Here is a 25,353-nt window from a genome sequence, read left to right as displayed (position 1 = left end):
CGAGAATTCCTTGGCGGCGGTGTGGCAGCCTCGCCCCGTGGACGGCCCGGTGACGGTGGTGGCGTGGGCCCCGGGGCGGGTCAACCTGATCGGCGACCACACCGACTACACGGGCGGCCTCGCCTGCCCGATGGCTCTGCCCGTGGGCACGAGCGTCGAGCTCCGCCCCGGGGGCCACGTGCTCCGACTGTCCTCGGACGTCGACCCCCGGCCGGCCACCGTCGACCTCTCCCACGTCCGCCCCGGGCCCGGCATCGAACTGCCGCGCTCCTGGGCGGGGCCCGGCCTGGCCGCCCTCGAGCCTCCCTGGTCCCGGCTGGTGGCGGCCGTGGCCGTGGCGGTCGGGGCCACCGTGGGCGGGGCCGGCTCGGTCCGCACCGAGCTACCCGTGGGGGCCGGTCTTGCCTCCAGCGCGGCGTTCGAGGTCGCCCTCGCCCTCGCTCTCGTTCGTGCCACCGGCGCTCCATCAAACGACCGTCCCGAGGTGTTGGAGGGCGTCGAGTTGGCTCGCGCCTGCCAACGGGCCGAGCAGTGGGCCACGGGTGTGCCGTGCGGTCTGCTCGACCAGTTGACGGCCGTGGCCGCCGTCGAAGGCCACGTGTTGGTGATCGACTGCGCCCGCGGCGAGGTGCGCCCCGTGGCCCTGCCCGACGGAGCCGTCGTGGTGGTCGCTGGCCCGGCCGGCCAGCGCAGCCTGGCGGGCTCGGCCTATGCCGAGCGCCGCCGCCAGTGCGAGGCCGCCGAGGCCGTGATCGGGCCCCTGCGCCAGGCTTCGGTCGACGACCTGGCCGCGCTGACCGGGCTCGCGGGACCGGCCGCGGGCCAGGACGAGTGGGCGACCACAGGGCGCCGGGCCCGCCACGTGATCACCGAGAACGAGCGGGTGGCCCGTTTCGCCGAGGCCCTGGCTGCTGGGGACCTGGTCGCCGCCGGCCGGTTGATGAACGAGAGCCACGCCAGCCTGCGCGACGACTTCGAGGTGTCCACCCCCGCCCTCGACGCGCTGGTGCGCGAGCTGGCGAGCACCCCCGGCGTCTACGGGGCCCGGCTCACGGGCGCCGGCTTCGGAGGCTGCGCGGTGGCCCTGGCCGCCCCGGGTTCGCCCGTCCGGGGCCGGCGGTACGTCCCTGGAGGAGCCGCGACCGCTACCGTGATGCCGTCCCCGTAGGCGGTCGTAGCTCTATTAGGTGTCAGGGCCGTCTCAGGGTCGCTCAGGGTGATCCCCGATTGCCCAGCCGGGCAGCTGGCACCGACGATGGTTGATGGCTGGGGCAGTGTGCCCCCGGCCGGCATGAACACTCCCAAGGAGACGTGATGGCCCGCAAAGACAAGAGTGGCAAGGCCGGCGGACCGAAGCCCACGCCGGCCCCCGACATCGACGACCGGGCCAAGACCCGGCGCCGGGCCCTGATCCTGGCCATCGCTGCTCTGCCGGTGCTGGGCCTGTTCTACGGCACGCTGCTCTACTGGTCCAACCCGCGTACCGACGGCACCCAGCTGCGGATCGACCAGTTCATCACCCTCCTGCGCCAGGGCCGCATCGCCACGGCCACCATCTTGGAGACCGACGCCCGCATCATCGGCACCTACGACCGGGGCGACTACTGGCTGGCGGTCGGGAGCCGGGAGACCGTGTTCAGCCGCATGACCTCGGCCATGGAGGACGCCGGGGTGGCCTACAAGGTCCAGCAGCAGCCCCTCAAGAACCTCATCATGCCGGCGTCGATGATCCTGCCCGCCCTGATCATCCTCAACGGTCTGTTCATCGTCTTCTTGATAGTCAGACCGGGCCAAGGCGGACAGACGATGGGCTTCGGTAAATCGAAGGCAAAACGTGTGGCCGTCGGAGAGTCGAAGATCACGTTCTCGGACGTGGCCGGCGTCGACGAGGCCATCGAGGAACTGGCCGAGGTGCGCGACTACCTGGGCAGCCCGGACAAGTTCCTGGCCATGGGGGCCTCGGTCCCCAAGGGCATCCTGCTGACCGGCCCCCCGGGCTGTGGCAAGACGCTGCTGGCCCGGGCGCTGGCGGGCGAGGCCAACGTGCCGTTCTTCTCCATCTCCGGTTCGGACTTCGTCGAGATCTTCGTCGGCGTCGGCGCCGCCCGTATCCGCGACTTCTTCGCGGTGGCCAAAGAAGCGTCCCCCTGCATCGTGTTCATCGACGAGCTCGACGCCGTGGGCCGCAGCCGCACGGCCATGGCCGTGGGTGGCCAGGACGAGCGCGAGGCCACCCTGAACCAGCTCCTGGTGGAGATGGACGGCTTCGACCCCGGCAGCGGGGTCGTCGTGCTGGCCGCCACCAACCGCCCCGACATCTTGGACTCGGCCCTCCTGCGTCCCGGTCGCTTCGACCGCCGGGTGGGCGTCGACCGGGCCGACGTGCGAGGCCGTGAGGCCATCCTCAAGATCCACTCCCGGGGCAAGCCCATGGCCGAGGACGTCGACCTGTCGGCCGTGGCCAAGCGCACGGTTGGCTTCAGCGGCGCCGACCTGGCCAACGTGGTCAACGAAGCCGCCCTGCTGGCCGCCCGCCGGGGCCAGAACCAGATCACCTCGCGCCTTCTCATGGAGGCCATCGAGCGGGCCGTCGCCGGGCCCGAGAAGAAGAACCGCATCCTCTCGCCCCAGGACCGGTCCCGCATCGCCTACCACGAGTCGGGCCACGCCATCGTCTCGACCGCCCTGCCCGGCACCGACCGGGTGGGCAAGGTGTCGATCGTGGCTCGGGGCCATGCCGGGGGCTTCACGTGGATGGTGCCCGAGGGCGACCAGGTCACGGTGACCCGGGCCCAGTTGCTCGACCGTATCGCCGCCCTGCTGGGCGGCCGGGCGGCCGAACGGCTGGCCACCGGCGAGGTCTCCTCGGGGGCGACCGCCGACCTCGAGCACGCCGTCCAGTTGGCCCACAAGATGATCGCCGACTTCGGCATGTCCCAGAACCTGGGGCCCTACATCGTCAAGCCGTTCACCGACGGCTTCCAGGGCCAGATCGGCGTGGGCTACTCCGAGCGCATCGCGGCCGAGATCGACGAGGAGATCCAGGCCATCCTCCACCGGGCCGAGGAGCGGGCCATGGCCGCCCTGGTGGCCAACAAGGCCGCCTTCGAACGGCTGGCCCAGACGCTCATCGAGGCCGAGACCCTCGAAGACGACGCCCTCGACCAACTGCTGATGACCGTGACCGAGGCGGGAGAGATGGACACCGCCGTCGCCCACGCCTGATCAGGCTCTACGCGAGAACGTGCCGGCCCCGGGGCTCCGGGGCCGGCACGTTCCGCGTCCGTCGTGGGGTCAGGACACGCCGTCGTCGCGCCTGCGGCTCTCGTCGGCCAGGCGGCGGACGTTCTCAGCCTGCTCCTCGATCGTCCCCTCGGGTTCGGTCGTCAGGCTGTCTTTCACGGGCCGCTTCCAGCCCTCCATCTCCGGGCCGCCCGGCATGATCCCGCCCTGGGTCATGGTCGGGCCACCGGGCCCGCTCACGTACTCGCCGCTCTTGGGCACCACGCCCTTGTGCTCAGGGGTCTGCTCGTCGGTCATCGTGCCTCCTTGGCTGTAAGGCTCGCTGACCTCCTACCCCAAAGGGCCGCGCCCCTACCCCGGTCTACCCCCGGCCACCCCGTCCCGGCACAGCCCTAGCGAAACCCGCGCGGGAAACGTGGGCGAAACGCCCACGTTTCCCGCGCAGGTTTCGCGGGGTCCGGGCCCCGGTGCGGCCCTTACCGCGAGCCGAGGGTGACCTGGGCGGAGAGGCGCTGTCGGCCCCGTACCCACGAGATGTCGACCGTGTCCCCCGGGCTGCGGCTTGTCAGGGCGGCCGACACGTCCTCGGCGGCCGTGACGGTCGTCCCGCCGATCGAGGTGATCACGTCGCCCACCCGCAAGCCAGCAGCCTCGGCGGCCGTCCCCGGGAAGACCTGGGCGATGTAGGCCCCCGAGGTCTGGGTCAGGCCCAAGGCGGCGGCTGACGCCGCGTCGATCGTCTGGCTGGAGATGCCTAGGTAGGCCTGCGACGACGACGCCTGGCCCTGCGGGCCGGTCGCGCCCGGCCCGCCCCGCAGCCGTTCGAGGATGGGCTTGGCCGTGTCGATGGCGATGGCGAACCCGATGTTCTGGGCGTCGCCGGCCACCGCCGTGTTGATGCCCACGACCTGGCCGGCGGCGTTCACCAGGGGCCCGCCCGAGTTGCCGGGGTTGATGGCCGCGTCGGTCTGGATCAGGCCCGTCAGGCGGTCGCTGGAGTCCGAGATCGAACGGTTCAGGGCCGAGACGATCCCCTGGGTGACGGTCAGGCCGCCCTGGAGGTCGAGGGCGTTGCCGATGGCGATGACGCCGTCGCCCACCTTGAGGGCCGACGAACTGCCCAGCTCGACTGTCTCCAGCCCGCTGGCGTTGCGGATCTTGAGCAGGGCGAGGTCCTCCCCGCTGTTGGCGCCCACGAGGTCGGCGGGGCGGAAGTTCTGCTCGCCGGCCAGGCGCACTTCGATGGTGGTGGCGCCCTGGACGACGTGGGCGTTGGTGAGCACCTCGCCGTCAGGGGTCAGGACCACGCCCGTCCCCGCACCCTGGGTCGGGAAGAACCGGCCCTGGCGCACGGCCTGGGTGCGGATGGACACCACACCGGGCTCGACCTTGGCCAGGATCCCCTGGATGTCCTGGGGCGTGGCGATGACGCTGGAGTTGGCCCCGCCCACAGCCGCCGTGTTGGTCGTACGGGCCGAAGTGCCGTCCGAGCCGCTGTCGGAGCGGACCGCGGAGACGATGCCCCCCGAGATGGCCCCCCCGACGAGGGCAGCGGCCACCATCAGAGCGGTGCCGCGACCGGCCCGGCGGGACGGGGCCGGGGCCGGGGGAGGCGGCGGGAGCTGAGTGGACGTCGCGGTGCCCCACTGGGGCGGCCCCGGGGGAAGGCTGGTCTGGCCTGGGAGGGGATCGAGGAAGATCGGTCGCGTCGGGTCTCCGGCGGGGCCGGCCGGCGAGGCCGGCGAACCAAGATCTGTGACTTCGGTCTGCATGTCCTCAGTCAACGCCGGCCCCCTGAGAGCTTGCTGTGAGCCCTTCCCAGGCTAGCTGTGAAGTGACGGGGGAGGCCCCCGCAGGGGCCTCCCCCACTAGATCGGTGTCAGGCGAGCTGGCCGCGCACAGCCCCGCCCGGGAACGGCGTGTTGTGCACGTTCACGTAGTAGGCGCCCGGGTTGTGGGCGATGTTGGCCGCCAGCTCGGGGTCGACGTCGCGGACGCAGCCGGCCGAGACCCCGGCCCGGTTGGGGGCCTTGAGGTGGACGACGACCGGGCCGGCCACCGTCGGGCCGCCGACGTGGATGTGGGCTGCGGTCGCCGTCTCGATCCCCGAGACCACGATCACGTAGCAGACGAGGCCCAGGTCGGGCACGGTGACGACCTCGGCCCAGCCCGAGCCGTCGGGGTCACCTGGTCCGGGTACCTCGGCGGCCCCGGTGAGGGTGGCGTAGGACACCGAGACGGTGCCGGTGTCGGCGTGGGCGGGCAGGGCACTTCCGAATACGGACACGAGACCCACGAGAGCGAACATGGCTAGACGGCGCAAGGTAGGTACCTCCAAGTTGGGAACCCGGGAACCGGGCCCCGCGCCCGGCCGGTGAGAAGTCTACGGGGCAACCGGTTCGGAGGGATTGCTCCGGGGTAGGTCCGGGGGGTCAGAGACTTCCAGGAGGTCACACCATGCCCGACGTGATTGAGATCCTGACCGGCGACCACCGCCAGGTGGAGCGGTTGTTCGAGCAGTTCCGAGCCTCGGGGGACGCGGCCGTGGCCCTGGAGATCTGTGACGAGCTGACCGTGCACGCCATGATCGAAGAGGAGCTCGTATACCCCGTGGCCTCGGCCAAGGGCGGCTACCAGGGCCTGGTCCAAGAGGCCCGTGAGGAACACGACGAGGCCAAGGGGCTCGTGGCCCAGATCGAGTCGGGCGTGACCGGTGGCAAAGACGTGAGCGACCTGGTCCACCAGCTCGAGGAGTCGGTCCGCCACCACGTCGAGGAGGAAGAGAGCGAGCTGTTCCCCAAGATGAACGACGCCGTCCCCGGCATCGTCGAGCAGATGGGCGAGGAGGTCGTCCAGCGTCGCCAGGTCCTGCGCGACCAGGTGGCCCAGGCCCGCGAGACCGGCATGCCGTCGACGGTGGTGGCCGCCAAGGCGGGCGCCGACGCCTTCACGGCGCGCTGAACCAGCGCCGAGAGGCCTCCCGGCCTACGGGCGCTGGGCCCGCATGGCGGCCACGGCCGCCCCGAGGGCGTCGGCGTCGAGGATGTCGGCCATGACGCCGACCTGCTCCTCCCAGACGTCGTCGGGCACGGTCGCCCGCACTGCCTCTTCCAGAACGTGGTACACGTCGAGGCCCAACTGGGCCTCCGTCAGGGCACCTGCGTAGGCCGGGTCCCCGACCACCACTGTCTCGGCTGCGATCTCGGCGGCCTCCGGGTCGGGGGCACCGAGCAGCACCAAGAGCTCAGCGGGGCCGTGGGACTTGGCCAGCCGGGAGATCGCCTCCTGGCTCTGCAGGTCCATGGCGCCTGACGCCGTTCAGACGAAGCACTCGGTGGCGACGAACGCCACCTCGCCCCCGGCGGCAGCCACGCAGGCGGCGATGGCGGGACCGGAGATCCCGTCCCGCTCGCCCAGGGCGATCACCTTCTTACCGGCGAACAATGGGAATCACCTCCCCCCTGCGGTGGCGGTGCCGGCCAGGTCTTCCAGCGTACGGTCGACCCAGTCGCGCAGTTCGGCGGCGGTGACGTCGGCCCCGTCGAGGCGGCCGACCTCCTCGCCGTCTCGGAACATCAAGAACGCGGGCAGCCCCATCACCTTGTACTGCATGCACAGGCGCCGGTTCTTGGGGGCCTCCAGCTTGACGACCTTGAGGTCTGCAGCCCGGTCCTCGGCCAGGCGCTCGACGTCGGGCATCATGGCCAGGCAGGGCATGCACTGGGGGCCCCAGACGTCGACGAGGGTCACGCCCTCGGCCACGACCTCGTCGAAGTTCTCCTTCGTCACTTCCAGCACCTTCACACCCTCCGGGGGTTGCGCTCGAGCAGGACGCTCATGCCGTCGGAGAGCTGGCACAGGCGCCCCAGGAACAGGCTCCCCTTGGCCAGCAGCATCACCCTACCGGCGTCGCCGGAGGTAAGCCGCTCTACGGCGTGGGGCAGGTAACAGAGGGCCGATGCCAGGTGGCCCTGGGTCGGGGCGTAGCCAGGCATACCCCGGGTGGCCACGAACTCGGCGATGCCGTCACGGCCGATGTCACCCCGGCGGGCGGCCAGGGCGGCGATGGTCTTGTAGTTGCGTTCGGGGACGTTGCCCGACCCCTGGGGCTCGGTCACCTCGGGGTTGTGCAACTCGGTGGCGAAGTCGTCGACATCGGTGGTCGACATGCCCAGCCGGGACAGGGGTTCGAGGGCCAGGGCCTCCATGATCTGGGGGGCGGAGCCGCCGGCCCCCACCCGGTGGCGGCCCACCGAGTCGAGGCGCACGAGCGGGGAGCGCCCGTCGTCGCGCTGGACGATGGCGGCCGCCCCGCCCAGCACGTCCTCCAGGACGGGCATGTCGTGGCTGAGGTGGCCCTGGAACTTCATGCCCAGCTTGGCCAGCGAACCGCCGGCGACCACCGCCACCCGGTCGAACACCCCGGCCGTCACCAGGCTCGAGGCCGTGACCAGGGCGGGGATGGCGGCCGCGCAGAAGTTCTTGATGTCGGCGCCCGAGGCCTCGCTGAGCCCGCAGTAACCGGCCACCGCCTTGGCGAAGTTGCCCCCGCCCCGCTGGTAGCGGTCGCCGATGGCCTCCTCGCCACAGCCGATGACGTAGTCGATCGACGCCGGGTCGATGCCCTGGCGGTCGAGCAGGTGGAGCAGGGCCAGGCTGGCCGTGACCTTGGACGAGAGGTTCTCCAGCAGGACGTGGGCGGCCAGGGACTGGTCGTCGGCCTGCCCGCAGCGGATCGCGCCCCCCATCTCGGTCCCGTTGACATAGAGAGGCAGCGCCCCGGGCTCGGCCACCGCCGCCCCGACGTCGCCGGTGGCCTTGTCGATGCGTTCCAGCGAAAGGTGCTTGGCCAGGGGGTGGGCCGCCAGGGCGGCCGCCGCCCGCCCGGCCAGCTCCGGCCCCAGGGTGACCAGCTCGAACTCGTCGGCCGCGGCCAGCAGCCCCAGGAACTCCACCTCGGGCACGATCTCGCCGTAGGGGGCCAGGCGTTGGCCTCCGGTCGCTCCGGTCCACGGGCGCTCGGGCAGGTCACGAGGATGGACGGCCCCCAGGTAGGCCCGGTGAGCCGGGTAGGCCACGGCCTCGTCGAACGAGCGCAGGGAGGCCAGGAACTTCTCCTCCACGGCCTTGTTCTTGGGCAGCTCCCGGGACGGCTTCGACCCGTGGCGGGCCATGGACGGCACGTGGGCCAGGACCTGGCCGGCGGCAGTGACCACCGCAGCGGGCGAGGTCAGTTGGTTCATCGCCCCCAAGTATGGGCCCAGCCGCCACTAGTCACTGGATGCATATAGATGTGAAACACATCTGTTTTGGTCCCGATCAGGGGGGTAGGGACCGCGTCTGACGGTGGAACCCACACAAGGAGCACCTCATGGCACCAGACACAGCACCTCCGAACGACCCCGACCGCCTCATCCCTCCCTACGACGACCGCAGCCGAGGCACGGGCAGCAGCCAGAGCAGCCGTGACCTCAGGGAGACGGTCGAGCGCCAGCTGGCCGAGACCGATGGCCCGGGCCGGCCCGGGGCCACCTCCTCGCCAGCCGACGAGCGCCCGGTGGGGGCCGGCGAGGTCTCCCATGGTTCCCGGGGGGCGGGCCAGGCCACCGCCACCGACCCCTACGCCACCTCCGCCCAGGGCGTGGGCCAGAGCATGACCCGTAGGGGCGAGGACGTGAAGAAGCAGGAAGGCAGCGAGCCCGGGCGCACCGACGAGGGCACCAAAGGCCAGAGCCAGCGCCCCCACGGCACGTCCGACGAGCGGGACTCGACCGGTGTCGACCCCCGTCCCAAGGCCGACCCCCAGATGCCCAACACGTTCACGGGCGACCAGGGCGGCTGACGCCCCACCCACGGCGGCACCCCGGCGCGCGGCTCAGCGGGCCAGGAAGTGGAAGCCCGTCCAGAACCAGAGGGCGAAGGCCGCGGCCCGGCCGGCCCGGTGGCGTTGGATGCGGGTGAACACGGCGTCCGACGTGGCCAGCCCGGCCCGGCCTCGCCGGGCTGCCAGTTCGAGGGCCAGCCCGGCCACGAGCACCGAGCAGTAGCCGGCGACGAACAGCCAGCGGGTGCTCACGCCCGTGCCCGGTTCTCGGCTTCGGTCGCCTCCCGGGCGATCAGGCTGAGGCGCCAGCCCCACGCCACCCAGGCCAGGGCGGCCACGGCCCGGGGCCCAGGATGGGCCAGCACCGGGTCGGCCAGCTTGCTGAAGGTGGGGAACTCGTAGTTGTCGCCCAGCCGCAGGGCCGCCACCTCCCACCCGCAGAAGGCGGCCGCCAGCCCGGCCCACAGCGCCATCTGGGCGCCGGTGGCAGCGGGCGGGCACGGGTCGCCCCTGGCCGGGAGGAACCACGACGCCCCCAAGGCCACACCGGCGCCGGTCACGAGCAGGGCGGCGGGGGCGGTAAGGCTCTCGGTGGAGCTCAGGGCGATGGCGAACAGCACGGCCGTCACCGCCAGGCCTGACGAGACGATCGCCCGGGCCCGGGCGGCTGACACCGAAGCTGGGTTGGGCTGGTCCATCGGGCAGGGGCCTCCATCGTGGGGGGTGCCTTCGGTCCTGGGGCTCGGGGCCCGACAGTAGTCGGCCCGCGGAGCCAGACCTGCGCCCGGGGCGCCCAGGTGCCAGGCTCAGGGCGTGGCGAGCGAAACCGCAGCGGCTGGGCGGGCCGGGCCCGGTCACGACTGGGGCCTGTCGGCCCACGAGGTGGCTGAGCGCAAGGCCCAGGGCCTGGCCAACGTCGTCACCGACGACACCCGCCGCACGTTCGCCGACATCGTCCGGGCCAACGTGCTCACCCGGTTCAACGCCATCTTGGGCACCCTGCTGCTGATCGTGCTGGCCACCGGTGAGTACCGCGACGCCCTGTTCGGCATCGTCCTGGTCATCAACGCCCTGGTCGGCATCGTGCAGGAGACGAGGGCCAAGGTCACCCTCGACCGCCTGGCCGTGGTCAGCGCCCCCCGGGCCCGGGTCGTGCGCGAGGGCCGGGTGACCGAGACGGCCGTGGAGGACGTCGTTCTCGACGACGTGGTCGAGGTCTCGACGGGAGACGTGGTCGTGGTCGACGGTCAGGTGCTGGCCTCGAGCAACCTGGAGGTCGACGAGTCCCTGCTCACGGGCGAGAGCGACCCCGTGCGCAAGCGGCCGGGCGACCGGGTGCTGTCGGGCAGCTTCGTGGTGGCGGGCACGGCCCGGTTCGTCGCCACCGCGGTGGGCGACGCCGCCTTCGCCCGCCAGCTGGCCCGCGAGGCCAAGCGCTTCGCCACCGTTCGCAGCGAGCTGCGGGAGGGGACCGACCTCATCCTGCGGGCCGCCACCAAGGTGATCGTGCCTGTGGGCGCCCTGCTGGTGGTCAGCCAGCTCCGCAGCGCCAACTCGGTCGGCGAGGCGCTGAGGGGATCGGTGGCGGGCGTGGGCGCCATCATCCCCGAGGGGCTGGTCCTGCTGACCAGCGTGGCCTTCGCCGTGGGTGTCGTCCGCCTGGGCCGGCGCCAGGCCCTCGTGCAGGAACTGGCGGCCGTCGAGGTGCTGGCCCGGGTCGACGTGGTGTGCGTCGACAAGACGGGCACGCTCACCGAGCGCAGCCTGCGGGTCAAGTCGGTCGAGGTCGTGGGGGTGCGGGCCGAGGCCGACGGTGGTCCGCCCCGGGCGGCCGTCGAGGCCGAGGTACTGGGCGCCCTGGGCGCGCTGGCGGCTGCCGAGGAGCGCCCCAACCCGACCCTGCGGGCCATCGCCGACGTGGGCCGCGACCCCCACTGGACGGTCTCGCACACCGTGGCCTTCTCGTCGGCCCGCAAGTGGAGCGGCGTCACCTTCGCGGGGCGAGGCTCGTGGGTGCTGGGTGCTCCCGACGTGCTGCTGGCCGGGGACCATCCCCTCTATCCCCGGGTCGAGGAACTGGCCGCCGGCGGCGCCCGGGTCGTGCTCTTGGGCCGGACCTCCGAGCGCCTCCAGGACAAGTTGCCGCCGATGGTGGCCCCGGCCGCATTCGTATGCCTGGAGGAGATGGTCCGGGCCGACGCGGCCGCCACCCTGGCCTACTTCCAGCAGCAGGGGGTGGCCGTGAAGGTCATCTCCGGGGACCATCCCTCGGCCGTGGGGGCCGTGGCCCGCCACCTGGGCCTCCCGGGGGCGACCGCCCCGGTCGACGGGCGGTCGCTGCCCGAGGACGTCGACGAGCTGGCCGAGGTCATGGAGGCGTCGTCGGTGTTCGGCCGCGTCCAGCCCCACCAGAAGCGGGCCATGGTGCGCGCCCTGCAGCGGCGGGGCCATGTGGTGGCCATGACCGGTGACGGCGTGAACGACGTGCTGGCCCTCAAGGACGCCGACATGGGCGTGGCCATGGGCTCGGGGAGCGACGCCTCTCGGGGTGTGGCCCAGCTCGTGCTGCTCGACGACCGCTTCGCGTCGCTGCCCTCGGTGGTGGCCGAAGGGCGGCGCGTGCTGGCCAACATCGAACGGGTGGCCAGCCTGTTCGTCACCAAGTCGGTCTACGCCGCCCTGCTGGCCGTGGCCGTCGGGTTCACCCAGTTGCCCTTCCCGTTCTTCCCCCGCCACCTCACGATCATCTCCAGCCTCACGATCGGCATCCCCGCCTTCTTCCTGGCCCTGGCCCCCAACGCCCGCCGCGCCCGGCCCGGGTTCGTGGGCCGGGTGGCCCGCTTCGCCGTCCCCGCGGGCACGGTGGCGGCCGCGGCCACCTTCGTGGGCTACGCCATCGCCGGCCAGGAGCCGGGCATCACCCTGGTCGAGGAGCGCACGACGGCGGTGATCGTCCTGTTCCTGGTGGCCATGTGGGTCCTGGCCATCCTGGCCCGGCCCCTGAACGCCGGCCGGCGGGCGCTCGTGGGCGCCATGGCAGCCGCCTTCGTCGTCACCCTGGCCGTCCCCGGCGTCAGGGAGTTCTTCGACCTCCGCCTCCCGCCCCCGGTCGTCACCTTCGCGGCCATCGGGATCGCGGCCGTGGCCGTGGCCCTGATGGAGATCAGCTGGCAGGTGGTCGAGTGGTGGCGTGCCCGGTCAGCCGCCGGCCAGCGAACCGCCGCATCCGGCTGACCCCCGGTGGGCTTGGGGGGGGTCAGCGGCTGAGGGCCTCGGCGGCCTCGGCGGCCCGTTCCAGGTTGCCGGCCGACTCGGCCAGCAGGCCGTTGAGGGCGTCGGCCCCGGGGCCGATGATCGTGCAGTGGCCCTCGATGGCCTTCACGCCGTCGGCGATCTTGGCCAGGGTGTCGCCCGTGCGCCGCAACTGGGCGGTCAGGCGGCGCAGGAAGTAGGCGAGCACGGCCACCAGCAGGGCGATCTCGACCACCGTCAGCACGACCCGCAGCGTCATGGCCGGCCCACCCCGGCGGCGGCCGACGACAGCACGTCGGCGTGGCGCTGGGTCTCGGCCTTGAGCTCGCCGGCCAGGGCCAGGGTGTCGTTGAGCATCCACGTGGTGGCCGTCTGGGTGGCCAGCGCCCCGGCCTCGGCCCACGCCTCCTCGACCCCCTCCTCGATGTCCTTGACGACCACCGAGAGGAACCCGAGCAGCAGGATCACGGCCGACACGACCACGACCCCCAGCCCCAGCGTTATCCACCACATGGTCTGGTGGTCGGACGAAACGTCAGCGAGCAAGACGGCCTCCTATTCCTCTCCGACCAGGGCCTTGCGGGCCGCGACGGCGTGGTTGACGATGCCGCCGAGGGACTCGTTGACCTTGCCGACGGCGGGAACGGCCGCCGTGGTTCCCTTGATCTCGGCGATCTCGGTGACGATGTCGGACACCTGGCTGTTGATCCGGGAAGCGAGCGAGAGGATCCACCCGACCAGGACCACGACCAGCACGATGACGACTGAAGCAACCGCATAGCCGGCGTACCAGCCGTTGAGGTTCACGGTCGTTCGACCCCCCTATGGTGCGAAGACGGCTCGGTCGACAGCATCGCTCTCCCCGCTACTGGCGCGCCACAGTTCGCCGGATTTTCTCTAAATGCGCCCGTCATAGAGTGATGGGTGCCTAGGTTGAACCCCTCAGCTACTTGCAGAGGATCGCTACTGACACGGCCCGCGAAACCGGTCAGAGTGGGACCTACCAGCGAAAAGAGCGGGGGTTGTCCGCGTCGTCGGCGCGGCCTCGGCTCACGCACGCTCAAGGGGGGACCCGGCTCGTGGCTCCAGCGAAGGCAGCAGCGGAACCAGTCATCCACATCCTCTGGATCAATGCGGGGCTGAGTTGTGACGGTGATTCCGTCGCCCTCACCGCCGCCACCCAGCCGAGCATCGAGGAGATCGCGCTCCAGGCGCTCCCCGGCCTACCGAAGATAGCCGTGCACTGGCCGCTCATCGACTACGAATGCGGCCCGGTCGGCGGGGCCGACGACTTCATCGAGTGGTTCTTCAAGGCCGAGCGTGGCGAGCTGGAGCCCTTCGTCCTGGTGGTCGAAGGCTCGATCGCGAACGAGTCCATCAAGAGCGAGGGCTACTGGACGGGGTTCGGCAACAACCCGGCCACCGACCAGCCCATGACCCTCTCGGAGTGGCTCGACCGCTTGGCCCCCAAGGCCACCGCCATGCTGGCCGTGGGCACGTGCGCGACCTACGGCGGCATCCACGCCATGGCCGGCAACCCCACCGGGGCCATGGGCCTGGCCGACTACCTGGGCTGGAACTGGAAGTCCAAGGCGGGCATCCCCATCGTCAACGTCCCCGGCTGCCCGATCCACCCCGACAACCTGTCCGAGACGATCCTCTACCTGCTTTACATGGCCACCGGCCAGGCCCCCATGATCCCCCTCGACGACGCCCTGCGGCCCACCTGGCTGTTCGGCCAGACGGTGCACGAGGGTTGCGACCGGGCCGGTTATTACGAGCAGGGCGACTTCGCCACCGAGTACGGCTCGCCCAAGTGCATAGTCAAGCTGGGCTGCTGGGGCCCGGTGGTCAAGTGCAACGTGCCCAAACGAGGGTGGATCAACGGCGTGGGTGGCTGCCCCAACGTGGGCGGCATCTGCATCGGCTGCACCATGCCCGGCTTCCCCGACAAGTTCATGCCGTTCATGGACGAGCCCCCGGGCGGCAAGGTCTCGACGGCCGCCTCCGGGCTGTACGGGTCGGTCATCCGCGGCTTGCGGGAGATCACGGCCAAGACGGTCGACACCGAGCCCAAGTGGCGCACCAAGGGCCAGCGCCTCCTCACCGGCTACAAGGCCGACTGGCGCTAGTCCGCCGGCTCACTGCTAGCCGCCGCACCAACTCATCCAGCACGCACCAATTCGAAGGGGGAGCAGTTTCGTGGCAACGAGGACAGCGAGGTCGAGCCGGACCGGGACCAACAGCGACGTCGTGGAGATGGCGTGGGACCCGATCACCCGGATCGTGGGCAGCCTGGGCATCTACACCAAGATCAACTTCGGCACCGGCCGGGTCGAGGAGTGCCACTCCACTTCTTCGATCTTCCGGGGCTACAGCATCTTCATGAAGGGCAAGGACCCGCGCGACGCCCACTTCATCACCAGCCGGATCTGCGGCATCTGCGGGGACAACCACTGCACGTGCTCGGTCTACGCCCAGCAGATGGCCTACGGCGTGCGCCCGCCCCACCTGGGCGAGCAGATCGTCAACCTCGGTGAGGCGGCCGAGTACATGTTCGACCACAACATCTTCCAGGAGAACCTGGTGGGGGTCGACTTCTGCGAGAAGATGATCGCCGAGACCAACCCCGGGGTGCTCGACCTGGCCGAGCAGACCGAGGCCCCCCACGCGGCCGACCACGGCTACGCCACCATCGCCGACATCATGCGGTCGCTAAACCCGTTCTCGGGCGAGTTCTACCGCGAGGCCCTCCAGGTCAGCCGTTACACCCGGGAGATGTTCTGCCTGATGGAGGGGCGCCACGTCCACCCCTCCACGCTGTACCCGGGCGGGGTGGGCACGACGGCCACCATCCAGCTCTTCACCGACTACTACGCCCGGCTCATGCGCTACGTGGAGTTCATGAAGAAGGTCGTGCCCCTCCACGACGACCTCTTCGACTTCATCTACGAGGCCATGCCCGGCTACGAGGAGGTCGGCCGCCGGCGCATCCTGCTCAACTGCTGGGGCGCCTTCCAGGACCCCGAGGTGTGCAACTTCAACTACCGCGACATGACCGAGTGGGGCCGAGCCATGGGCGTCACCCCGGGCATCGTCGTCGACGGCAAGCTGGTCACCAACGACCTCGTGCAGATCAACCTCGGCATCCGCATCCTGCTCGGCCACTCGTTCTACGAGGACTGGGAGGACCAGCCGATGTTCGTCGACCGCGACCCCCTGGGCAACCCGGTCGACCGCCGCCACCCGTGGAACCAGCACACCATCCCCCAGCCCCAAAAGCGCGACTTCGACGGCAACTACTCGTGGGTCATGTCGCCCCGCTGGTTCGACGGCAAGGACCACCTCGCCCTCGACACCGGCGGCGGCCCCATCGCCCGCCTGTGGTCCACCGCCCTGTCGGGCCTGGTCAACACCGAACACCTCAAGGCGACGGGCAAGAGCGTGCAGATCCACCTGCCCCGCACCGCCCTCAAGCCCGAGGCCAACTTCGAGTGGAAGACGCCCAAGTGGTCCAACGCCATCGAGCGCGACCGGGCCCGGACCTACTTCCAGGCCTACGCGGCGGCCGCCGCCCTGGACTTCATCGAGGACGCCCTCAAGGAGGTCAAGGCGGGCCGCACCAAGACGTGGGAGCCGTTCACCGTGCCCGACGAGGCCATCGGCTGCGGGTTCACCGAGGCTGTGCGGGGGGTGCTCAGCCACCACATGGTCATCCGGGGCGGCAAGATCGCCAACTACCACCCCTACCCGCCCACGCCCTGGAACGCCAACCCCCGGGACGTCTACGGCACCCCCGGTCCCTACGAGGACGCCGTCCAGAACACTCCCATCTTCGAGGAGAACGACCGGGAGAACTTCAAGGGCATCGACATCATGCGGGCCGTCCGTAGCTTCGACCCGTGCCTGCCCTGCGGGGTGCACATGTACCTGGGCAAGGGCAAGGTGCTGCGCAAGCTCCACAGCCCGACCCAGGTCAACACCGGGGAGTGAGCTCCAACCTACGCGCCACCGGTGACCGGATCGAGGAGCTCGTATCTCAGCTCCGTGGCACCCTCGACCCGGTCACCTGGCGCCTCGTGGAAGAGGCGCTCGCCCTGGTCACCGATCTCTACGGGGCCGGGCTGGCGGCCGCCGTGCGCACCCTCAAGAGCGACGGGGTGGCCGGCCCGGTCCTGCTCGACCGGCTGGTCGAGGACGAACTGGTGGCCAGCCTGCTCGTGCTCCATGGCCTTCACCCGCGCGACCTGTCCGAGCGGGTGGAGGGGGCGTTGCTGAGCGTGCGCCCCTATCTGGGCTCCCACGGCGGCGACGTGGAGGTGATCGAGCTCGACGAGGACGCGGGCGTGCTGCGCCTTCGCCTGCTCGGCAGTTGTGACGGGTGCCCCGGGTCGACGGCCACGCTGCGCCACTCGGTCGAGCAGGCGGTGGCCGAGGCCGCCCCCGAGATCGTGACCATCGAGGTCGAGGGCCTGGAGGAACCGGAGCCGCCGCCCGTGCCCGACCAGCCGGTGGCCATCGGGCGCAAGCCCGTCGCAGTCACATGAGCCCCCCGGGCTCCTCCGGACCGGGCCCGCTCGACATACTCGAGCGGTTCCGCAAGCCGCGTCCCCGGCCCGGGGAGCAGTGCGAGATGTGCGCCACCGAGATCGGCACCGAGCACAGCCACGTCGTCAACCTCGAGTCACGCGGCCTCATGTGCGCCTGCCGGCCCTGCTACCTCCTGTTCCTGCCCGGGGGTGCGGCCGGGGGACGGTACAAGTCGGTGCCCGACCGGTGCGTCGAGCTACCAGAGGCGACCCTCACCCGGGGCGACTGGGAGAGCCTGCAGGTGCCGGTGGGCATCGCCTTCTTCTTCTTCTCGTCGACCACCGGGGAGGTCCACTGCTTCTACCCCGGCCCCGCCGGGGCCACCGAGTCGCTGCTGCCCCTCGACATGTGGGAGCGGCTGAGGGCGGCCGAGCCCCTGGTGGCCTCCATCGAGGCCGACGTCGAGGCCCTGCTCGTGCGGGCCGAGCGCGAGGGCGACCCGGCCAGTTACATCGTGCCCATCGACGCCTGCTACGAGCTCGTCGGTTACCTGCGCATGTACTGGAAGGGCTTCGACGGCGGCGGCGAAGCTCACCAGGCCATCGATGACTTCTTCGCCGGGGTGGTCGCCAAGGCATCCTCGCCGGTACGCCACGGCGCCCCCCCATGGGCCCCCCCGAACGGCAGTCTGTGACCGAGCTGGGGTTCGAGGTGCTGGGGGCGGAACCCGACCGCTACGCGGCCTCACCGCTGCTCGTGCTGCGGCTGAGGGTCACCGAGCCCACGGCCACCCCCGTGCACACCATGGCTCTGCGCTGCCAGTTGCGCATCGAGCCCCAGAAGCGGCGTTACACGGCCGCCGAGGAGGAGCGCCTGCTCGCTCTGTTCGGTGAGACCCCGCGCTGGGGTGACACCCTGCGCCCCTTCCTGTGGGCCCACGCCAGCGCCATGGTGGCCGGCTTCACGGGCGAGACCGAGATCGAGCTTCCGATCGCCTGCAGCTACGACTTCGAGGTGGCCGGGGCCAAGTACATGCACTCGCTCGAAGGGGGAGAGATCCCCCTGGTGCTGCTGTTCAGCGGCACGGTCTTCTCCCAGGCCGACGAGGGGGGCCTGCAGGTGAGCCCCGTGCCGTGGCACGCGGAGTGCGACTTCCGCCTCCCGGTGGCCACCTGGCGCGACACGATGGACCTCTACTTCCCCAACCAGGGATGGCTGCGGGTGCCCCGCCAAACCCTCGATGCCCTCGAGCGCTACCGCACGGTCGAGGGCCTGCCCACGTGGGAGCAGACCATCGAACGGCTGCTCAAGGAGGCCGGGGCGTGAGTAGTCGGGCCGATGCCCTCGCCGATCCCTTCGCCGATCCCTTCGCCGATCCCTTCGCCGATGCCCGGAAAGTGGCCGACGCCGTGCTCTACGAGGGTTACGTGCTCTACCCCTACCGGGCCTCGTCGCGCAAGAACCAGGTGCGCTGGCAGTTCGGCGTGGTGGCCCCCCGGGCCTACGCCGAGACCGACCCGGGCGAGGACTGGGTGAGCCAGACCGAGACCCTGGTCGAAGCCGGTACCGACGCACGGCTCGACGTGCGCGTGCGCTTCCTGGGAGTCTGCCAGCGCGAGGTGACCGACGCTGAAGGCCGGCCCGTGGCCGAGCTCGAAGTCGGAGGGCGGCTGTACACGGCGTGGGACGAGGCCGTCGAGGACGAGGTCAACCTCGTCCAGGTCGATCTGGCCTCCCTGCTGATGGGCGAGCGGGAGCTGGCCATAGACCGGGACGGGGGAGAGGAGACCGAGGACCTGCGCGACGATGCCGGCGAGCTGGCGGGACGAGTCGTACGCCGCCGCCGGCCGCTGTCGGCCGTGCTGCGGCTGTCGGCCCAGGCCGTGCCCGGCGACCACCCCGTCGTACGCCTCCAGGCCCGGGTCGAGAACCACACCCCCTGGGAGCCACGGGCCACGCCGGTAAGCCGGGACGACGTGTGCCGGCAGTCGATGGCCGCCGTCCACACCCTCTTGGCCGTCCGGGGCGGCGCCTTCGTCTCCCTGGCCGACCCGCCCGAGTGGGCCGGGCCGGCGGCCGCCGCCTGCACCAACCGGCACACCTGGCCCGTCCTTATCGGCGCCGAGGGCCAGCGGGCCGTGGTGCTGTCATCGCCGGTCATCCTCTCGGACTACCCCGAGATCGCCCCCGAGAGCCCCGGTGACATGTTCGACGCCACCGAGATCGACGAGATCCTCGCCCTGCGCGTCCTCACCTTGACTGACCAGGAGAAGCGGGAGGCCCGTAGCACCGACCCCCGGGCGGCGGCCATCATCGACCGGGTCGACGCCATGGGCCCGGAGGTGTTCGAGAGCCTGCACGGCGCCGTCCGCTCCTTGAGGAGCGGCGGCCCGTTCGAAGCCGCCCCCTACGACCCGGTGCCGGAGGCGGCCGCGCCGGAGGGGGCGGGGGCAGGAGTGTCGTGGTGGACGCCCGAGGCCGAGGCCGAGGTCGACCCCTTCGGCGACCGGGTGTGGGTCGACGGGGTGGCCGTGGGCCGGGGCACGCCGGTGGTGTTGCGCCCGTCGCGCCGGGCCGATGCCCATGACCTGTTCCTGAGCGGGATGGCGGCCACCGTGCAGGCCGTCTTCCAGGACGTCGACGGCAACACCCAGGTGGCCGTCAGCGTGCTCGACGACGACGGCACCGAGGTGCAGCTCGGTCACGGCCGCTACCTGTTCTTCTTCCCCGACGAGATCGAGCCCACCGAGGCCCGGCCGTGAGCGGGCCCGGGGTACTGGTGGCGGGCGTGGGCAACATCTTCCTAGGCGACGACGGCTTCGGCTGCGAGGTGGCCCGCCGGCTGGCGGCCTCCCCGCCCCCGGGGGCCAAGGTGGTGGACTTCGGCATCCGCGGCCTGCACCTCGCCTTCGAGCTGCTCGAGGGCTACGCCACGCTGGTCCTGGTCGACACCGTCGAACGCGGTGACCCGCCGGGGACCATCACCGTGCTCGAGGTCGAGGCCGCGTCCGAAGGCGGCGGCATCCCCGACGCCCACGACATGGGCCCCCAGAACGTCCTCGACCTGCTGGCCGACTTCGGCGGCCGCCTCGACCGGGTGCTGGTCGTGGGCTGCGAGGCAGCCACGGTCGAGGAGGGCATCGGCTTGTCCGGGCCGGTCGATGCGGCCGTGCCCGAGGCCGTGCGGGTGGTCGAAGACCTGGTCCGAGAAGAGATAGCGGCATATGCCGGAAAGGAGCGTTGAATTGATCCGCCGTCTTGTCACGTCGTTGATGCTCGCCGCAGTGGCGGGGGTCGTAGTCAAGTCGTTACCGGACCTCGCCCGGTACCTCAAGATGCGGGAGATGTGAGCCGGCCGTGAGGAGCGTCGGTATCGCGGCCTCGGTCCTGTTCGTGCTCTTCGTCCTTCTCTTCCTCGCGCTCCTGCTTCGCTCCATCCCCGACCTGGCGCGGTACCTGCGGCTGAGGAGGATGTGACCGGGGATGTGCCTCGGCATACCGGGCCAGATCGTCGAGTTGCGCGACGACAACCCGCACCTCGCCATTGCCGACGTGTTCGGGGCCCGGCGCTCCATCAACGTCGGCTTGATCGACGACGGCGTGGAGGTGGGCGACTGGGTCCTCCTCCACGTCGGGTTTGCCCTCGAAAAGCTCGACGAGCACGGGCTGGCCATGGCCCGGGCCTCGCTCGACCTGCTGGGGGCCGGGCCGGACGAGGCGTCCGCCTCGACCCTGGAGGCCGAACTGGCCCAGCGGGAAGCAAGCAGAGCACAGACAGAGCAACAGGAGAAGGAGGGAACCGGGAGATGGGCGTCATGATCGGGTTCGTGGTCGGGTACGTGATGGGTACCCGGGCGGGCGAGAACGCGTTCGAGGAGCTGAAGACGACGGTCACCCAGATCGTCGGTTCGGGCGAGTTCAAGGACCTCGTGGCCGGCGGTATGGGGATATTCCAGGAGGTCCTCAAGTCGGGGACCAAGGCCATCGGGGCTGGCGGGCAGCTCCGCCAGGTCGCCTGACGGGCGGGACCGCGGCCCACCGGGGACGATGTACGCCGTCGGGCCCGCCGACCGGGCCGCCTTCAAGCGGTGCCGCCGGGAGTGGGACTTCGGTTCCCTGCGGCGCTGCGGCCTCGAACCGGTGCGGCCTGGGCCGCCCCCCGACCTGGGGCGGGCCGTGCGCGACGCCTTGGCCGTGTACTACTTCCCCGGTATGTGGGAGTGGGACCGGGCCATCGTGCGGCCCCTGGCCCACGACCGCCTGGATCGCTCGGTGCGGGGCCGGGGCGCGCCCGACGAGGAGGCGTTGGCCGACCGGGGCCACGACGTGCTCACCCGCTACTTCGACTGGGCCCCGCTGGTCGACGCTTTCACCCCGGTGAGGGTCGAGACCGACTTCGACGTGAACATCGCCGACCCCGGGGAGCCGGGGCGGGCCCTGGCCACGGCCGCGGGCGAGCCCGTCCACTACCAGGACCGGGTCGACCTGCTGGCCGTCGACCGCGACGACAACTACTGGGTCGTCGACCACCGGGTCGTGACCGACCGCTGGGCCGAGCTCGACGAGCTGCTCCTGGAGGAACGGGCGACCTCGGCGTGCTGGGCCTGGGAGCTGTTCTTCATGGGGATGCGGGTGGCGGGCGTCGTGTACAACGAACTGTGGGCCGGGCCCGGTCCCCCTCCGGACCAGGCGGGGGGGACCGGTGAGCGGGCGGCGCGGGAGCCGACGGGCCCTGACGCCGGCCGCCACCGGCGCATGTACGTGGCCGGGGGCCGGCCCCCGGCCGGCGTCTCCCGCGACGCCGGGGACCTGTTCAGGCGCACGCGGGTGCCGCGGGCCCCCGACGAGCTGGCCCGGTCCCACGCCCAGTTGGCGGCCGAGGCCCGGGAGATGGTCGACGACGGCGTGCGGGTCTACCCCAACCCCACGCCCGCCAACTGCGGCCGGTGTGACTACCGGGAACCGTGTGTGGCCACCAGCCGGGCCGAGCCCGTCGAACCCGTGCTGGCCGCGTCCTACCGGCGGCGCCCGGGACCAGTCCTGGAGGAGGGCCGGCTGGGCGGAGCCACGTGGGCCATGGGCCGGGGTGCGGCCCCCCCGAAGTTCCGAAATGACAAGAAGGAGGAAGACAGATGACCCTGTGGTGGATCGGCAATGCCGTCCTGCTGCTGGTGGTGGCCCCGGTGTGCGTCGCCCTGCTCACGGGCCTGCTCAAGCAGGTGACGAGGCTCAACCGGCTGGCCGACAGCACGCTCGAGCACGGCGTGGCCCTGTCGGGCCAGCTCGACGGCCTGCCCAAGCTGCTGCGCACCCAGCAGCTCACCACCGCCGCCCGGGGCCTGGTCGGCCGTTACGGCGCGGGTGTGCTGTCCATGGTCAAGTCCGGTTCATAGGTAACAGGAGGATCCAATGGGCCCTGAAACTGTCGCAACCCTGGTCGTCACGGCCGTCATCGTGCTGGCGCTGGCGCTCTACGTGTTCATGATCGCCCTGGGATTGAAGCGCCTGAGCTTCACCCTGGGCACCATCCTCGTCGGGCTGCGGGCCATCAAGGCCCAGACCACGCCCGTCAACCCGGTCCTGACCGGCATCCTCACCGATGTCAGTGGCATCGAGAGCGACCTCCAAGGCGTGCTGGCGGCCGTGGGCCAGGCCCTCGGCGCGCCGCCCGCCCAGACCTCCCCGTCCATGAAGGAGGCGGTGGCCAGCGCCCGCCGGGCCGAGCCCCGCCTCCCCCGCAGCGCCGCCCCCACCCCCGTCGTCGAGCAGGACGAGTACGACGAGGAGGACGAGTACGACGAGGAAGGCGAGTACGAGGAGTACGAGGACGACGACGAGCCCGTCACCGTGAGCGCCTCGACGGCCCCCAGCTCCATGGGCGCGGCCGTTGCCGCCGCCCGCGCCCGCCTCGGCCGCTAGGTCCCGACCCAAGAGGGAGTAGGGCTAGGGCACCTCGAAGATGGTGGGCCCGTGGACGGGGGTTTGTAGGGCCGTCAGGGCGGTGTCGAGGAGGCGGCGGCGCCAGGCCCGTTCGCCTTCGGGGCCGAGGGACGGGTCGCCGGTGGGGTAGGGGATGCCCCGGGTGGGGACGATGCGCGGCGCGCCGACCCGCTGGGCTATCGACGTGAGGTTGCACAGGAGAGCGGTGGGGATGCCCGCCCGCTCCAGTTCCTTGGCCAGCGTTGCCCCGCAACGCGTCCCTGTCCCTCAGGTGGCGGTGAGGATGGCGGCCCGGGCCTCGCTGTGGTGGAGGTCGGCGGCCCACTCCACCCCGAAGCGGCGGGCGTTGCCCACAGAAGTGCCGTTGCCGGCCGTCACCAGGTAGGCACCCGCCAGCGCACCTATGCGCCCTTCTCGCTCGAGGTCACGGGCCACGTCCAGGGGCAGGATGCGGTGGGGGTCGGCGTTGGCCCACTGGGTGGAGAAACCGCCGTGCACCGACATCCACGTGCCGGCGGGCAGCGCCTCCTGGCCCTCCAGCCGGTAGCGGAGCCACTTGGTGGCCCGGGCCGACTCCAGGCCGTCGGGGTTGCCGTCGGGCACGAGGGCACCTTCGGTGACGAGGGCCACGGTGACCGTCGACAGGTCGGCCACGGGGGCGGCCGGGGTCACGTGGTCGAAGCGGGGCAGGGGGATCTCGGTCGCCTCCCGGTCCCCGGCCAGCCTGGCCAGCACCAGGTCGACGGCCCGCTGGGCCGCGGTCCGCTCGCTCATCTGGTTGCGGCGGGGGACCTTGCCGATGCGGCCGTCGTCGGGCCCCAGGGCCTCGCCGGCCGCCACCTTGCGGACCGCGGCGGCCAGTGTCGCCATGGTGGCCGCCATGGTGCGGGCCGCCTCGCCGGCGGCCACCACCACGGCCGCCCCGGCTTCGTCGAGGCCGGGGTTGTCGGGGTGGAGCGAAGCCACGGCCGCGGTGCCGGCGGCCTGGGCGGCGGCCGCCACCCGGGCGCACGCCAACCCGTAGCGCCCGCTGGTGAAGGCCGGGCCGGCCACCACCAGGTCGGGCTCGGCCGCCTGGACCAGGGCCAGCACCTCGGCGGCCGCCTGGGGACCGGCGGCTGCGTAGTCGTCGCCGCACGAGACCGTGGCCACCACCTCGAACCCGTCCCCGAGCAGGGTGGCCAGCTTGCGGCCGGGGCCTACGGGGCCGGGCTGGGCCGTGGGGCCGACGCCCGCGCTGTCCTCCCCGCCCTGGCCGGCGAAGAACTGGTTGATGTAGTGCACCACCCGAACGGGGCGGCCGGCGGCGGCTGAGGCCACCGTGGTACCCCCGTCGGCGCCCGCGGCCGGGGCCTCGGTGGGCACGGCCTGGAGCCGGCCCCAGCCCAGCGGGCTGCACGAGGCGTAGATGACCGCCACCGGCAAGGTCATCTCGGCGGTGGCCTCCACGTCGAGCAGGGCCAGGCGCTCGCCCCCCAATGCCCGTTCCACGGCGGGCAGCAGGAGGCGCTCGTCGTAGTTGCCGGAGCTGACCATGGCTGTCGCTTTGGTGGGGGGGACGACCACGGGCGGGCCCGTGCCGTCCGGGCCCGACATCTCGGCGTAGATGCCCACCGAGGCGATGCCCAACTCGTCGAGGGCGTCCATCTTGAGGGCCATGTCGCCGTCGGCGTTGCCCCCGCCCTCCTTGGTGACGATGGCCGCGTCCCAGCCCAGGGCGGCGCACAGCCGGGCGGCGTGGGCCGAGACCTGCTCTTTGTGCCCGGCCTCCACCGGCTCGGGCGAGATCACCAGGCCGGCGAAAGTCAGGTCGGTGCCGTCGCGCTCGCCCAGGGCGGCCACCACCGGGTGGTTCTGGTGGACGATGGTCGGGTTCTTGAGGGCCGGGTGGCCGAACTGGCCGCTGACGATGGCCCCGGCGTCGACCTCGCCGGGGTCGATGGCCGTGGGCAGCCCCCCGCTGAAGCTGCGGCCGTAGACGAACACGTCTTTGAAGTTGCCCTGGGTCTGCAGGTTGGTGATGGCCCCCACCCGGGGTAGCGGCCCCCCGGGGGCGCCGGCCCGAGCCGACGGCCACGGCTCGGCCTGGGCCGCCTCCGCCCCGGCCGCGGCGGCCGCCTGGCCGAGCCGGGAGGCGGCGGCCAGCACGCCCGCCCGCACCGCCTTGTCGACCTCGACCCAGTCGGCCCCTTCGGCCGGGTCGAACTCCACGACCAGGTTGTGGGTGGCCCCCAGGGGCGACAGGGGGGCGCCCGGCCCCGACATGTCGACCAGCGCCTCCTGGGCCCTGGGCAGGTGACCGGCGGCCACCAGCGCCACGGGCCGCAGCACATGGCCCCCGGACCGGGGTTCGACGGCGTCGAGCACCTTGACGATGCGCACCGAGCCCCCGGGCGAGGCCCAGCTCAGGCGCACGCCGGCGAGCGCCGGGGAGGCGAACAGGGGGACGAGGTCGTCGACGGCGACGCTCAGGACGTCGCCGTCGAGGCGGGTCTCGGCGCCGAAACCCACCGAACGGACCAGATGGACGAGCCGCGTAGTAACCATGGGCTGGTCCGGACGTT

29 protein-coding genes are annotated in these 25,353 nt (G+C 71.8%); 17 read left to right on the top strand and 12 right to left on the bottom strand.

Annotated features, from left to right (window positions below):
• Positions 1 to 37: 37 nt before the first annotated feature.
• Positions 38 to 1,168 carry a galactokinase family protein gene (locus AB1673_10480; GenBank protein MEW6154397.1) on the top strand — a complete coding sequence of 377 codons (1,131 nt, stop codon included), beginning with the start codon at positions 38 to 40 and terminating at the stop codon, positions 1,166 to 1,168.
• A gap of 146 nt (positions 1,169 to 1,314) precedes the next feature.
• A complete protein-coding gene (gene ftsH, locus AB1673_10475) occupies positions 1,315 to 3,225 on the top strand; it encodes an ATP-dependent zinc metalloprotease FtsH (protein ID MEW6154396.1) in 1,911 nt (636 codons plus the stop codon).
• 69 nt (positions 3,226 to 3,294) lie between these two features.
• On the opposite strand, the gene AB1673_10470 is transcribed toward ftsH, so the two are convergent.
• The 3 genes from AB1673_10470 to AB1673_10460 form a co-directional block, all read right to left on the bottom strand.
• Positions 3,295 to 3,540: a hypothetical protein gene (locus tag AB1673_10470; GenBank protein MEW6154395.1), complete on the bottom strand. Its 246-nt coding sequence runs from the start codon at positions 3,538 to 3,540 to the stop codon at positions 3,295 to 3,297.
• A 179-nt stretch (positions 3,541 to 3,719) separates the two neighbouring features.
• Positions 3,720 to 5,015 carry a trypsin-like peptidase domain-containing protein gene (locus AB1673_10465; protein MEW6154394.1) on the bottom strand — a complete coding sequence of 432 codons (1,296 nt, stop codon included), beginning with the start codon at positions 5,013 to 5,015 and terminating at the stop codon, positions 3,720 to 3,722.
• A 107-nt stretch (positions 5,016 to 5,122) separates the two neighbouring features.
• On the bottom strand, positions 5,123 to 5,530 hold the full coding sequence (locus tag AB1673_10460) for a CHRD domain-containing protein (GenBank protein ID MEW6154393.1): 408 nt from the start codon (positions 5,528 to 5,530) through the stop codon (positions 5,123 to 5,125).
• Positions 5,531 to 5,700: 170 nt separating this feature from the next.
• Between AB1673_10460 and AB1673_10455 the strand changes: the two genes are divergently transcribed.
• A complete protein-coding gene (locus tag AB1673_10455; protein MEW6154392.1) occupies positions 5,701 to 6,204 on the top strand; it encodes a hemerythrin domain-containing protein in 504 nt (167 codons plus the stop codon).
• A gap of 24 nt (positions 6,205 to 6,228) precedes the next feature.
• Here AB1673_10455 and grdA read toward each other — a convergent pair whose 3' ends face one another.
• From grdA to grdC, 3 genes are read right to left on the bottom strand one after another with little or no spacing between them, the layout of a single operon-like run.
• Entirely contained in the window at positions 6,229 to 6,687 is a 459-nt protein-coding gene (gene grdA / locus AB1673_10450) for a glycine/sarcosine/betaine reductase complex selenoprotein A (protein MEW6154391.1), read from the bottom strand.
• Positions 6,688 to 6,693: 6 nt separating this feature from the next.
• Positions 6,694 to 7,041, bottom strand: a complete 348-nt coding sequence (locus AB1673_10445) for a thioredoxin family protein (GenBank protein ID MEW6154390.1) — start codon at positions 7,039 to 7,041, stop codon at positions 6,694 to 6,696.
• Between the two features lie 2 nt (positions 7,042 to 7,043).
• Complete coding sequence (gene grdC / locus AB1673_10440; GenBank protein MEW6154389.1) at positions 7,044 to 8,486, bottom strand: glycine/sarcosine/betaine reductase complex component C subunit beta; 1,443 nt, start codon at positions 8,484 to 8,486, stop codon at positions 7,044 to 7,046.
• A 128-nt stretch (positions 8,487 to 8,614) separates the two neighbouring features.
• Here grdC and AB1673_10435 point away from each other — a divergent pair, with 128 nt between their 5' ends.
• Positions 8,615 to 9,085, top strand: coding sequence for a hypothetical protein (locus tag AB1673_10435; protein ID MEW6154388.1), 471 nt, complete (start codon positions 8,615 to 8,617; stop codon positions 9,083 to 9,085).
• Between the two features lie 33 nt (positions 9,086 to 9,118).
• Here the strand turns inward: AB1673_10435 and AB1673_10430 are convergent, their stop codons facing one another.
• Positions 9,119 to 9,319, bottom strand: a complete 201-nt coding sequence (locus AB1673_10430) for a DUF6186 family protein (GenBank protein MEW6154387.1) — start codon at positions 9,317 to 9,319, stop codon at positions 9,119 to 9,121.
• The gene (locus AB1673_10425; protein MEW6154386.1) at positions 9,316 to 9,765 is read right to left on the bottom strand and encodes a hypothetical protein; all 450 of its coding nucleotides are present in this window, start codon (positions 9,763 to 9,765) and stop codon (positions 9,316 to 9,318) included. Before AB1673_10425 ends, AB1673_10430 begins: the two co-directional genes overlap by 4 nt.
• Positions 9,766 to 9,880: 115 nt before the next feature.
• On the opposite strand from AB1673_10425, the gene AB1673_10420 reads away from it, so the two are divergent.
• Entirely contained in the window at positions 9,881 to 12,301 is a 2,421-nt protein-coding gene (locus tag AB1673_10420) for an HAD-IC family P-type ATPase (GenBank protein MEW6154385.1), read from the top strand.
• A 22-nt stretch (positions 12,302 to 12,323) separates the two neighbouring features.
• Here the strand turns inward: AB1673_10420 and AB1673_10415 are convergent, their stop codons facing one another.
• From AB1673_10415 to AB1673_10405, 3 genes are read right to left on the bottom strand one after another with little or no spacing between them, the layout of a single operon-like run.
• A complete protein-coding gene (locus tag AB1673_10415; protein ID MEW6154384.1) occupies positions 12,324 to 12,578 on the bottom strand; it encodes a hypothetical protein in 255 nt (84 codons plus the stop codon).
• On the bottom strand, positions 12,575 to 12,865 hold the full coding sequence (locus AB1673_10410) for a hypothetical protein (GenBank protein MEW6154383.1): 291 nt from the start codon (positions 12,863 to 12,865) through the stop codon (positions 12,575 to 12,577). The genes AB1673_10415 and AB1673_10410 overlap by 4 nt, the downstream gene beginning before the upstream one ends.
• A 9-nt stretch (positions 12,866 to 12,874) precedes the next feature.
• Positions 12,875 to 13,126, bottom strand: coding sequence for a hypothetical protein (locus AB1673_10405; GenBank protein MEW6154382.1), 252 nt, complete (start codon positions 13,124 to 13,126; stop codon positions 12,875 to 12,877).
• 272 nt (positions 13,127 to 13,398) lie between these two features.
• On the opposite strand from AB1673_10405, the gene AB1673_10400 reads away from it, so the two are divergent.
• The 12 genes from AB1673_10400 (at position 13,399) to AB1673_10345 (ending at position 22,768) form a co-directional block, all read left to right on the top strand.
• Positions 13,399 to 14,451 carry a hydrogenase expression protein HypE gene (locus tag AB1673_10400; GenBank protein ID MEW6154381.1) on the top strand — a complete coding sequence of 351 codons (1,053 nt, stop codon included), beginning with the start codon at positions 13,399 to 13,401 and terminating at the stop codon, positions 14,449 to 14,451.
• A 127-nt stretch (positions 14,452 to 14,578) separates the two neighbouring features.
• The gene (locus AB1673_10395) at positions 14,579 to 16,312 is read left to right on the top strand and encodes a nickel-dependent hydrogenase large subunit (GenBank protein ID MEW6154380.1); all 1,734 of its coding nucleotides are present in this window, start codon (positions 14,579 to 14,581) and stop codon (positions 16,310 to 16,312) included.
• Positions 16,309 to 16,866: a NifU family protein gene (locus AB1673_10390; protein MEW6154379.1), complete on the top strand. Its 558-nt coding sequence runs from the start codon at positions 16,309 to 16,311 to the stop codon at positions 16,864 to 16,866. The genes AB1673_10395 and AB1673_10390 overlap by 4 nt, the downstream gene beginning before the upstream one ends.
• On the top strand, positions 16,863 to 17,543 hold the full coding sequence (locus tag AB1673_10385) for a DUF5947 family protein (protein MEW6154378.1): 681 nt from the start codon (positions 16,863 to 16,865) through the stop codon (positions 17,541 to 17,543). Before AB1673_10390 ends, AB1673_10385 begins: the two co-directional genes overlap by 4 nt.
• Positions 17,540 to 18,175: a DUF6084 family protein gene (locus AB1673_10380; protein ID MEW6154377.1), complete on the top strand. Its 636-nt coding sequence runs from the start codon at positions 17,540 to 17,542 to the stop codon at positions 18,173 to 18,175. The genes AB1673_10385 and AB1673_10380 overlap by 4 nt, the downstream gene beginning before the upstream one ends.
• Positions 18,172 to 19,611, top strand: a complete 1,440-nt coding sequence (locus AB1673_10375) for a hypothetical protein (GenBank protein MEW6154376.1) — start codon at positions 18,172 to 18,174, stop codon at positions 19,609 to 19,611. The genes AB1673_10380 and AB1673_10375 overlap by 4 nt, the downstream gene beginning before the upstream one ends.
• Entirely contained in the window at positions 19,608 to 20,093 is a 486-nt protein-coding gene (locus AB1673_10370; GenBank protein MEW6154375.1) for a hydrogenase maturation protease, read from the top strand. Before AB1673_10375 ends, AB1673_10370 begins: the two co-directional genes overlap by 4 nt.
• A 239-nt stretch (positions 20,094 to 20,332) precedes the next feature.
• Positions 20,333 to 20,668, top strand: coding sequence for a HypC/HybG/HupF family hydrogenase formation chaperone (locus AB1673_10365; protein ID MEW6154374.1), 336 nt, complete (start codon positions 20,333 to 20,335; stop codon positions 20,666 to 20,668).
• Positions 20,656 to 20,868, top strand: coding sequence for a hypothetical protein (locus AB1673_10360; GenBank protein ID MEW6154373.1), 213 nt, complete (start codon positions 20,656 to 20,658; stop codon positions 20,866 to 20,868). Before AB1673_10365 ends, AB1673_10360 begins: the two co-directional genes overlap by 13 nt.
• A 28-nt stretch (positions 20,869 to 20,896) precedes the next feature.
• Positions 20,897 to 21,985, top strand: a complete 1,089-nt coding sequence (locus AB1673_10355; GenBank protein ID MEW6154372.1) for a PD-(D/E)XK nuclease family protein — start codon at positions 20,897 to 20,899, stop codon at positions 21,983 to 21,985.
• A complete protein-coding gene (locus AB1673_10350) occupies positions 21,982 to 22,242 on the top strand; it encodes a hypothetical protein (protein ID MEW6154371.1) in 261 nt (86 codons plus the stop codon). Before AB1673_10355 ends, AB1673_10350 begins: the two co-directional genes overlap by 4 nt.
• A 16-nt stretch (positions 22,243 to 22,258) precedes the next feature.
• Positions 22,259 to 22,768, top strand: coding sequence for a hypothetical protein (locus tag AB1673_10345; GenBank protein MEW6154370.1), 510 nt, complete (start codon positions 22,259 to 22,261; stop codon positions 22,766 to 22,768).
• A 24-nt stretch (positions 22,769 to 22,792) separates the two neighbouring features.
• Here AB1673_10345 and AB1673_10340 read toward each other — a convergent pair whose 3' ends face one another.
• Complete coding sequence (locus AB1673_10340; protein ID MEW6154369.1) at positions 22,793 to 25,336, bottom strand: glycine/betaine/sarcosine/D-proline family reductase selenoprotein B; 2,544 nt, start codon at positions 25,334 to 25,336, stop codon at positions 22,793 to 22,795.
• Between the last annotated feature and the right edge of the window lie 17 nt (positions 25,337 to 25,353).

The sequence above is a fragment of the Actinomycetota bacterium genome, from assembly GCA_040754375.1.
Lineage (GTDB): Bacteria > Actinomycetota > Acidimicrobiia > Acidimicrobiales > AC-14 > JBFMCT01.
The sequence above is the reverse complement of the archived record's forward strand: the minus strand, read 5'-3'. Positions and strand labels throughout refer to the sequence as shown.